Consider the following 3399-nt stretch of genomic DNA (forward strand, 5'->3'; position numbering starts at 1 on the left):
TACCCCCGGAAGCTAAAAGTCTCCAGAGTATGGCGGAACAGAAGATGAGCGATCGGACAGAATCGGAATCGCTGATCGGGCGACCGGAATCAGTGATCGGATGAAATCAGAATCAGTGATCGGGCGTGACCGGAACCAGCACTGGTCGTGCTCGCCTTGATCGTGGTCGCGACGGGTATCAAGATCGTGCCGCAGGGCTATCAATGGACGGTTGAGCGATTCGGCCGCTTTACGCAGGCGCTAAAACCCGGTCTGAATCTGGTCGTGCCGTTTATGGACCGCATCGGCCGTAAAATTAATATGATGGAACAGGTGCTGGATATCCCTTCCCAAGAGATCATCTCCAAGGATAACGCCAATGTGACCATAGATGCCGTCTGTTTTATCCAGGTGGTGGACGCCGCACGCGCCGCGTATGAAGTCAGTAATCTCGAGCAGGCGATCCTTAATCTGACCCTGACCAATATCCGCACCGTTCTTGGCGCCATGGAGCTGGACGAAATGCTGTCGCAGCGCGATAGCATCAACGTCCGGCTGTTGCAAATAGTGGATGAAGCGACCAATCCCTGGGGCATCAAGGTCACCCGCGTCGAAATCCGCGATGTGCGCCCGCCGGCGGAAATGATTGCCGCGATGAACGCCCAGATGAAAGCGGAGCGAACCAAGCGCGCCGATATTCTGGAGGCGGAAGGGGTCCGCCAGTCGGCCATCCTGCGCGCCGAAGGGGAGAAACAGTCGCAGATCCTGAAAGCCGAGGGCGAGTGGCAGTAGGCGTTTTTGCAGGCCGAGGCTCGTGAACGCGCCGCCGAAGCGGAAGCGCGGGCCACGCAGATGGTCTCCGAGGCCATCGCTGCCGGCAATATCCAGGTCATCAACTACTTCGTGGCGCAAAAATACACCGACGCGCTGCAAAAAATCGGCTCTGCCGGCAACAGTAAAGTCATCATGATGCCGCTGGACGCCAGTAATCTGCTGGGTGCCATTGACGGTATCGCTGAACTCGTCAAGGAAAGTCAATCCGGCCGGAGCAAAGGATGATATTAGAGGCGATACGGGCGCATCCGCACAATTTTTGGCTGATTCTGGGCGGCCTGCTGCTGGCGCTGGAAATGCTAGGCGCGAGCGGCTATTTGCTTTGGAGCGGAATCGCCGCACTGCTGGTGGGGCTACTGACATGGCTGGTGCCGCTTGGCTGGGAGTGGCAGGGCGCGATTTTTGCCGTGCTCACCGTGGGCTCGGCCTGGCTGTGGTGGTATCGCCTGCGCGCCGGGGATCGCACGCGTCCGGCATCGGCGTTGAATCAGCGCGGCCAGCAGCTCATCGGGCTGCGTACCCGATTGTCCGAGCCTCTCATCAACGGTTTCGGCCGGTTGCGCGTAGGCGACAGCACCTGGCGCGTCCAGGCCAGCGAGGATTTACCGGCGGGCACCTGGGTGGAAGTGGGATTACGCTGCGCGTGCGCCGCGCCGTCGCTGAATAGCTTCGGTCTACCTGGCGGGGTCGTATCGCGGCGGCACAGGGAAAACGGCAGGCGCACAACGGTTGCACCGCCGCGGTAGGGAAAAATGGCTTGCGCGTTACGGTTAAACCGCAGCAGCGCGGAGAAAAGGCTGGCGCATTAGGATCGCACCAATGCAGAACGTCATAGCGGGCCTTAGCCCGCGTCAAGCAACGGATGCCGCGGCTTTGTGGCCGCGCAGGAACGAATGCGCCCGCCGTTGCGGCTCAATGCGCTGATTCCACAGAGTGTGGGCGGGGGCCAACAACCCGCGAGATTGTCCATGATGGGGCACTCTGCGCCCAGATCTCCCGGACAGCTGGCGCATTTGGTTTAATTCGGCGATATGCACCTCAATTTCCCGCACCTTCGCCAGCGTCCGGCGTTTGACATCGTCGCTATGGCGGCCGGGATCGTTAAACAGCACCACCAGTTCCCGGCACTCTTCTAGAGTGAATCCCACCTGCCGCGCCTGACGCAGCAGCGTCAGCTCTTCCAGGTGAAGGGCGTTATAGCTGCGATAACCGTTCTCCCGGCGCGCCGGCGGCGACACCAGCCCTTTTTGTTCGTAGAAACGAATAGCTTTGGGGGTGAGCCCGGTTTTTTTTGCCACACTACTGATATTCATCATTCCCCCTGAAGATAGCCGCCATCGCCGCGTCCCACGTTATAAGGCATACGCGCCGTGGGATCCGCCGGCGATGCCTATCACAGGCCGCCGCGCCCTGTGCTTTGTGCCCGCCTTCTGTGCATACACTTACCCCTTTACCTGCACCTATCCTGTACCCGCAACTGCACCTACATCTGTAACGGTAACGATGACTATTAGTCTAGCGCATCGCGGCGCGTGAATTCCAACCCCCTGCCAGGATGTTGGGATTCGGCCAACGGCGCGTTTCCTCATTTCGAGATACTCGGTGAAGCGACAGAGAATGCCTCGCGACTGTTGTGCCGCCCCACTACTGAAAGACGGAATGAGGGGCGCCGGATAACCCGATATCGGGCCATCACGCCGCCGTATCACCGCAGCCACAGCACTCACAGCATCCACAGCATCCACAGCATCTAAGAGCAGCATCGACGCTGCGCCGCATCATCACACCCGGCAACTGAACATTATCACTTCCACACATCCCCCCGCAGAAACATTGCCACTTCGACACATCACCACGCCGTCACACCGTTGAACCTCTATCGGCCGAGAAATCAACGATTAGCCGCGCCGGCGGGGTCGCGCGCCGTCTCAACATGCTCACTGACGTGAAAATCCACGCATTCAACCTGGCCCTCGGCGGAGAATGTAAATGCCACGACCACCTGTAGGTGCGGGTAAATATCCGGCTTTGGGTCGTTGATGACAAAATGCTGATGCTCCTCATCGTTCATCAGCCGGCGCGTAGTCTGGCGTACCGTTAGTTCAGCGCTATCCGGGTGATATTGTAGTGCGACGGAGGTGGAAACACCCCCCAAGGCAAAATGCTCGATAAACGCATTGGGAAAGCTCTGCAGCCCGAGGTTTACATCGGCAAAGCCGCTTTGGCTACCCACTTCAACCAGCGCAGCGCGTTGTGGCGGCGTCAGTTTATGATAAAGCCTATTCGTGGCGTCGGTAATCTCTTCCTCCGTCATACGGGTGACACCATCAAAAATAGGCTGCCCGTCTATGATACTTTCACCGCTTAAACGCCACATATCGATCAACAAACGCGACGGCGCCGTCTCACCCAACTCCATTTGCGTATCGTTTGCCAGTATATCCTGGTAAGCGTACGCCCAGCGCCGTATTGACAGTTATTCAGCAGGGATGGTGAGGTTCCACGGCAGGAGCTCTTTGATTTTGTTGATGGGATGATCCGCGATAATCGCCAGCACATGGCGCAGATACGCTTCCGGCTCCACGC

General features: G+C 58.5%; 3 protein-coding genes and 2 pseudogenes. 2 read left to right on the forward strand and 3 right to left on the reverse strand.

Translation table 11 applies throughout. The features are described 5' to 3' along the window. Positions 1-141 precede the first annotated feature (141 nt). Both ACMX3H_RS17745 and ACMX3H_RS17750 read left to right on the forward strand, forming a co-directional pair. Positions 142-1038: pseudogene (locus ACMX3H_RS17745) on the forward strand (SPFH domain-containing protein). After that, complete coding sequence (locus ACMX3H_RS17750) at positions 1035-1559, forward strand: NfeD family protein (protein WP_415211747.1); 525 nt, start codon at positions 1035-1037, stop codon at positions 1557-1559. The pseudogene ACMX3H_RS17745 and the gene ACMX3H_RS17750 overlap by 4 nt, the downstream one beginning before the upstream one ends. Positions 1560-1762: 203 nt before the next feature. On the opposite strand, the pseudogene cueR reads toward ACMX3H_RS17750, so the two are convergent. From cueR to ACMX3H_RS17765, 3 genes and pseudogenes are all read right to left on the reverse strand, one after another. Beyond that, positions 1763-2126: pseudogene (gene cueR, locus ACMX3H_RS17755) on the reverse strand (Cu(I)-responsive transcriptional regulator); the annotation flags it as partial. 578 nt (positions 2127-2704) lie between these two features. Next, complete coding sequence (locus ACMX3H_RS17760) at positions 2705-3232, reverse strand: hypothetical protein (protein WP_415211748.1); 528 nt, start codon at positions 3230-3232, stop codon at positions 2705-2707. Positions 3233-3289: 57 nt separating this feature from the next. Next, a partial coding sequence (locus ACMX3H_RS17765) for a transposase domain-containing protein (RefSeq protein ID WP_415209556.1) occupies positions 3290-3399 on the reverse strand: 110 nt, incomplete at its 5' end.

This window comes from Sodalis sp. (in: enterobacteria) (genome assembly GCF_047607725.1).
In the GTDB taxonomy this organism is placed as follows: domain Bacteria; phylum Pseudomonadota; class Gammaproteobacteria; order Enterobacterales; family Enterobacteriaceae; genus JBLKSS01.